Annotated in this window: 4 protein-coding genes; 1 reads left to right on the forward strand and 3 read right to left on the reverse strand. The window is 65.9% G+C overall.

Annotated elements, in window-relative coordinates; all coding sequences use genetic code 11:
- Positions 1 to 705 precede the first annotated feature (705 nt).
- From IT182_06350 to IT182_06360, 3 genes are all read right to left on the reverse strand, one after another.
- On the reverse strand, positions 706 to 900 hold the full coding sequence (locus IT182_06350) for a hypothetical protein (GenBank protein ID MCC6162953.1): 195 nt from the start codon (positions 898 to 900) through the stop codon (positions 706 to 708).
- Between the two features lie 452 nt (positions 901 to 1,352).
- The gene (locus IT182_06355) at positions 1,353 to 2,282 is read right to left on the reverse strand and encodes a nucleotidyl transferase AbiEii/AbiGii toxin family protein (GenBank protein ID MCC6162954.1); all 930 of its coding nucleotides are present in this window, start codon (positions 2,280 to 2,282) and stop codon (positions 1,353 to 1,355) included.
- On the reverse strand, positions 2,279 to 2,893 hold the full coding sequence (locus IT182_06360; GenBank protein ID MCC6162955.1) for a type IV toxin-antitoxin system AbiEi family antitoxin domain-containing protein: 615 nt from the start codon (positions 2,891 to 2,893) through the stop codon (positions 2,279 to 2,281). The genes IT182_06355 and IT182_06360 overlap by 4 nt, the downstream gene beginning before the upstream one ends.
- Before the next feature lie 164 nt (positions 2,894 to 3,057).
- Between IT182_06360 and IT182_06365 the strand changes: the two genes are divergently transcribed.
- A partial coding sequence (locus tag IT182_06365) for a hypothetical protein (GenBank protein MCC6162956.1) occupies positions 3,058 to 3,901 on the forward strand: 844 nt, incomplete at its 3' end.

Consider the following 3,901-nt stretch of genomic DNA (forward strand, 5'->3'; position numbering starts at 1 on the left):
TCGCGTCCACGCACCGGCCCCTGGGAACGAGCTCGCTTCCGTCCTCGCATGATACCCCCGGCGAAGAGCTGCAACGACAAACGTTGGGGAACCACTCGGGGCGTGCCGCACGGCCTGGTGGCCGATGTCCGTCCCTGGGAACGGAGCGGCGTCCGACGGGACGGTGCGGTGCTGGTTCAGCACGGCATCGCCCGTCGAGCCCGAGAGGACCGTTGCAGCCCGCGGCACGTGGTGCGCGGTACGGTCCCGATGACGGCGCATCTGTGCCGCCGTCGGAGGACGGGCGCGCGAGTGGTGCCACGCGCGCGCCGCTGATCCTCGTGACACCGGCGGGCGGCTCGGTCGAGCCTCCCGCATGCGGTGCCTCTGATGCTCTGAATGTTCCGGCCTATCGCTCGGCAGCCTGCGTGGCCAGCGCTGTGCGCGGTGGCGGCGTCAAGGGTGCTCATGACGGCGGTGCCGGCCGGCGGATGCCCTGAGGGTCATCGCGCCGACTTGGGCGACATTCGCCGAGTAAGTCGATACCGGAACTTGCGGGGTACCTGATTCCGTGGCCGCTGAGGCGACGGGAATCAGGGATGCCTCCGTGGGCCGTGGGCCGATGGAGGGGGTGGCGCGGAGCGCCACAGTGGGACTGGATAAACGTACGCCCAAGGGGCGAGCATGTCAACAGCCTCCGCCGGCCGGTGGTGGGTCGGGTTCAGATCAGGGCCGAAGGCGACTAAGCGCGGTGATCGCCGCAACGTGGAACGCGATGCTCACGCCGAAAGCAAAGCGCAGGAACATCCACTCCGACGACACGTCCGTTTCGCCGCGGTAGATGTCGGACAGGGCCAGAAACGACAACAGCAGTCCGAGCGAAGAGAAGCACCCGAACCAGAGCGCCAGTCGGCGGAGCATTCTTGGCGTCACAAGGCTACCTCAACGATGTTGGCATCCACCTCAAGTTTACGCCAGCAAGCTGAACGTCTCCAACGCTCCACACGTGATCCGAGACACCCGCCTCCATCGCCGGGTCACGCGAAGCATCTGACGCACGCGGCCGAAGTTGTAATACATGAAGTACAGGGCCACGGCCGCCGCGGGGTTCTCCACCTTCTTCGAGCGTGTTTGTCAGTCCCGTGAATCGTCGCGTCGACATCCGCATCGTGAGGTTCTGGCGCTCCACGAAGCTCGTGGAGATGTGCTTCGGGTCGGGCGCCCCTGCACGGTTTGGCAGGTCGTGCCAAGGCAGACTGGCGGGCTGTACGCTTCTCGCCCTGCGAATCCACGTCGTAGATTTTTCGTCAGCGTGGCGTAGTCGATGTCTGACAGATGCGACCAAGTGGAGCGGAGACTCACCGCGCCGACTCTCAACTCTGGCGGTGTTCCTTCCATGGCCCTCCAGCCGACCACGTGTACGGCCACGGTTCATCGCGGGCGGACGCCTGAAGCACTGGCCAGAGGAACCCGCAAATCTGTCCAATGACCGGCGGTAGATCACGAAGATCTGGCCGTCTGGTGCGCCGCACGAAGGGTGCCCACTGCGCCTGCTTCTGGGAGTTGTTGGCGAACTCTGTGGTGAACGCCAGCGGGCGCTCTCTCGGGACCTCGGTGCCTCGCCGCGTGAAGGTCGCCACGACAGCGCAGCGCATGACGTCGCCGTCGAACGCTCTGGTCGCAGCCAGTTCGTGGATGTCGAAGAAGTCCTTCATCCGACTGTTTGCCATGCCAAGTCGGATCATGGCCTCGGTCTTTTCGGCGATCGACGTCTCGGGCCGGTACATGCGCAGCCGCGCTTGCGGAAGATCGAGGAGTCCCGGAAAGTCGAGAAGCTCCGGCGGCGGTACCACCGCGTCACCGGTGCCGACGTCGACCTGAAGCGGAATCCGCACGTTCCCCAGCATGGCCATGAGCTTCACTCGCATGCCACCGTACTCCTGATCTTCACGAATCGGATCGATTTGTATGCTGTTCGCCACGAACGTCAGCCCGTCGTCTGCTGCCTCGATCGCGCACAGTGCGACGAACACACGCCTGAGGGCCTCCGTGGACGTGTCACCGAAGCCGAGAAGGTCGACGTCCTTCGTCGGACGGATTGTCTCGCCGAGCCACATCAGGAGCAGCGCGGCGCCCTTGAGAATGAATTTGTCGGCAAACTCCGACGTGGACAGGCGATACAGCAGGCGCTCGCCAGCGAAGCGTGCAAGCGTCAGTTGATGCTCGACGCCGAGCTCTCGACTGCGCTCGACCAGTCTGGCCTGCACGGACGCCACGATGTTCTTTGGGCCGCCGCGCTTCACAGGACGATGGCCTCGAGATAGGGCTGCATCAGTCGCTGGACGCGCAGCGTGGTCGCGATGCGATGTAGTTCGTCGAGGTTGAGTCGTTTCGCACGCCACGCTTCGGCAAGCGCCTCGAGGGCTACGTCCAGGCCCACCTTGTTCCTGAAGCGGAAGCAGTCGGCGATCGTGCGGGCCACGCCGTAGACGCGGACGGTCTGCCCCTCGACACGGTGCTCCTCGACGCCCAGGTCGAACACCTCTTGCGCAATGCGGACCACACGCAGCGGCGGCGCCGAGAGTCGCGGCACGCGCGTACCGCGCGGTACCGCCAGCCACACTTCCGCCGGCAGCTGTGTCCCGATGCCGTGGAACTGGAGGGCCGATGTCAGGCACACGACAGACTGTGGAACCGAGGTTGCCGCCACGACAAGCTCGTGCTGTTCGGTGACACTGGGTTGCTGAGCGAGCCGGTACCGTCCCGGGCCGACTCTTTCGAGACTGCCAGCTCGAGCGAGCCGGGTCAGCGTCCCGGTGTGGATGCCTTGAGCGACAACGTCACGCGACCGGAGCACGGGCCGCTTACGGGCCATCGCGAGCACACGAGCGGAATCCGTTGGCGGCTGCGGCATTGTGACAACACTTGCTTGTTTCTGTCGCCATATTACCGCACAGCCTACGACGCCGTCTCGCCCCCCGGGCTGTCGGCCTACCGGCGGCGCTGGGGCCTCGGCGCATGAGGCGGTGGGAGCGCGCTTGATGTCCGCTCGTTGCCTTAGATACACTGTTGCCCATTGTGGGCAACATCAGTGATTCAGACAACAGGCTTGTCGCGCAGGTCTTGGAAGCGTTGCGTGGACGCTTGCCTGCGGGCTGGATTGGCAGCGTAACGGCGCCCACGAAGGCGGCCCGCACAGCGACTGTTGATGCCGTCCTGCGCGTCCGGCGCAAGGGAGCCGCTGCTGGTACCGTTCGCGTCTGCGCGAAGAGTCGCGTCGAACCCAAGGACGTTGCCTTCCTGGCAGCCGCGCTGCGCCCCACTGCGGACGATCCTGTCCTGATCTCCGCGCCGTACTTGAGCCCACGGACCCAGGAGCGTCTCCGCGATGCCGGCTTAAGCTACGCAGACCTGACGGGCAACATCCGGCTCGAACTGACGGAACCGGGCCTCTTCATCGACACTACCGGCGCACGGGAGAATCCCGACCCGAGCCCACGGGACCGCAAGTCGCTGAAGGGGGCCAAGGCGGGCCGACTGGTCAGGGCGCTCTGCGACTTCCGCCCTCCCGTCGGCCTGCGAGAGCTCGCGAAGCGCGCCGGCGTCGATCCAGGCTACACCTCGCGCGTCGTCGAACTCCTGGACCGCGAAGCACTAGTCACGCGGACGCCTCGAGGCCCGATCACGGCCGTCGACTGGCGGGGCCTGCTGGCCCGGTGGGCGCAGGAATACTCGCCCTTCCGTCGGCAGGGTGCCTCGATGTACCTCGCTGCCCGAGGCGTTCCGCCACTGATCGACAAGCTGAAGCAGTCGAAGACGCCGTACGCGGTGACCGGCTCGTGGGCTGCCGCAGAGGTCGCTCCTGTGGCGCCGCCGCGCCTGCTGCTGGTGTACGTCGAGCGGCCTCGTGAGGTTGAGAAGA

This window comes from Acidobacteriota bacterium (assembly GCA_020845575.1).
Lineage (GTDB): Bacteria > Acidobacteriota > Vicinamibacteria > Vicinamibacterales > Vicinamibacteraceae > Luteitalea.